Origin of the sequence: Methanobrevibacter sp. 87.7 (assembly GCF_002208625.1) — an archaeon.
Lineage (GTDB): Archaea > Methanobacteriota > Methanobacteria > Methanobacteriales > Methanobacteriaceae > Methanarmilla.
Map to the genome: position 1 here is coordinate 1 of NZ_MRCT01000224.1, position 2,121 is coordinate 2,121.

Sequence of the window (2,121 nt, forward strand, 5' to 3'; positions counted from 1 at the left end):
TTTATATACTAAACTAATAAACTTTAAGAATTTTTATAAATAAAAAATCTAAACAAATTTTATAAATTAAACTAATAATTAAAAACATTAACTACTTTTAAAATTATACTATTTTAACCTAATAAATAGCTAATAAACTTAGATAAAAGTAAATCTAAAATAAAGATTGAAAATACATAAAAAAATCTAATTTAAAATAAAAAAATCCAAAATACATAAAAAACATACACTAAAACTTATTTTAACATAAAATTATTTTAAAAAATTATAAATATAAATGTAAAATATATAATATTTTATAGATAACCTAAAACATAGTTAATATAATTATATTAACAATAAAGTTTTATCTTTAAATTTTAAGAAGGTGAAATATATGTGTTCTACTGGAGGCCCAATGGCTGATGTTAACTTGAAAAAGTTAAAAACTAAAAAATATAAATGTAAAAAATGTGGAAACACCTTTAAAGGAATAGGTAAAAAAGTTATTTGTCCTAACTGTAAAAGTGAAGACACCAAATGTTTAGAGTAAATACTCTAAACTACTTTTTACATTTTAATAGACTATTTTTAAAACTTTAAAAAAATACTATTTTTACAAGGAGTTTAAATTGGAATATAGACTTTAAAAAATACTATTTTTACAGACTAAATAAAAGAAGTTAAAAAATACTGTTTTTATAAAACTAAATAAAAGGAAGTTTTAAATTGAATATAGATTTAAAAGATGATGAGATACTATTTTTAGAAGGAGAAACGGGTATTGTTGGAATAAGTAAAATGGCAAACTGTGATATGCTATTTATTGAAACATCAGATAATGAAGAAATAGTATTATATCCTGAAGATGATGATATTATAGCAGTATCTGCCTTTGGAAAAGGAGAAAAATATGAAAAAGGTATAAGAGCACTTACATACCTTACACGTGATATGCAATCACCAATACTAATTTTACCAAAAGAAAATAATACATCAAATAGATTACAAATGGTTCTATCAGTAGGTGATACTGTAAGATTTGATTGTAATATTATTCCAGGTACACATCCAGAACAAGATATACTATGTTCTTGTGATAGTTTAAGTGGTATTATAATTGAAAAAACAGCAAAAGGAGTATCACTTAATAAAGATAATATTAAATATAAAATTGAAAAATTTTAAATTTATTATTTTTACTCATATTAAATTAAAATACTACTTTTATACCTATAAACACTTTATATGAAAAATACTACTTTTACTTATAATTAAATACTCTTTATTAAAATTAAAATACTATTTTTAAACTTATAATAAACACTATATGAAACTAAAATAACTAATTTTAACTATACTAAGCACTTTATATATGAAACTAATCAAATAACTAATTTTAACTATATTAAGCACTTTATATATGAAACTAATCAAATAACTCTTTATAAACAGGCATTAATTTATTATAAGCAGATATAATGTAATTAAAATCAGATATAAACTCATTTTCATCTAAATCATCAATATTATATGTTTTATATATAATATCACCTGCTTGATAAAATTTAGAAGGTATATTAAAATCTTCTGGAATATTATCTAAATTTGATCTATAAATATTAGCATATTTTATTTTTTCATCATCAGTATCAAATTGATTATAACATACTGCTAATTTTCCAAAAACCTGATTATCCTCAAGACTAAAAAGAAATCCAAAAAGTAAACCATCAACAAAAGAACCTGTAAGATTTTCATTGACAAAACCTACACATGGTGTTTTATCCCATGAATCAAATCCATATGCAAATTTAAATTGATAATCATCAGGATTTTCACCAATTTCTTTTAAAACATTAAAAAAGTCATGAATATAATCATTATCCATCTTATCTACTAATGGATGATTTGGAAACTTATAATTAAAAACTTCTGGATAAATTTCAAAGATTTCTTTTATATCAGATACTACATTAAACATTTTATTCCTCTAATTTTCTTTAAAAATATTATGAAGATAATCTTATTTAAAAATTAATATCTTAATTTAATAGCTAAATATTAAAATCTTAAATAGAAAAAATTTAATAAAATAAAATTTTAAAGGTTTTAGGATTAGATAAAATTTAGAATTAAGTC

The 2,121-nt window shown here is 20.0% G+C and carries 3 protein-coding genes; 2 read left to right on the forward strand and 1 reads right to left on the reverse strand.

Annotated features, from left to right (window positions below; genetic code table 11):
* Positions 1-376 precede the first annotated feature (376 nt).
* Both BGI41_RS08465 and BGI41_RS07815 read left to right on the forward strand, forming a co-directional pair.
* On the forward strand, positions 377-532 hold the full coding sequence (locus BGI41_RS08465) for a hypothetical protein (protein ID WP_198945433.1): 156 nt from the start codon (positions 377-379) through the stop codon (positions 530-532).
* 176 nt (positions 533-708) lie between these two features.
* Complete coding sequence (locus BGI41_RS07815) at positions 709-1,167, forward strand: hypothetical protein (RefSeq protein ID WP_088540137.1); 459 nt, start codon at positions 709-711, stop codon at positions 1,165-1,167.
* A gap of 241 nt (positions 1,168-1,408) precedes the next feature.
* On the opposite strand, the gene BGI41_RS07820 is transcribed toward BGI41_RS07815, so the two are convergent.
* Complete coding sequence (locus BGI41_RS07820) at positions 1,409-1,963, reverse strand: MrcB family domain-containing protein (RefSeq protein ID WP_088540138.1); 555 nt, start codon at positions 1,961-1,963, stop codon at positions 1,409-1,411.
* Positions 1,964-2,121 lie beyond the last annotated feature (158 nt).

What these genes read in the sequence shown, in the direction of transcription:
- BGI41_RS08465 (WP_198945433.1), top strand. Translation starts at nt 377, where the DNA reads ATGTGTTCTACTGGAGGCCCAATGGCTGATGTTAACTTGAAAAAGTTA.
- BGI41_RS07820 (WP_088540138.1), bottom strand. Translation starts at nt 1,963, where the DNA reads ATGTTTAATGTAGTATCTGATATAAAAGAAATCTTTGAAATTTATCCA.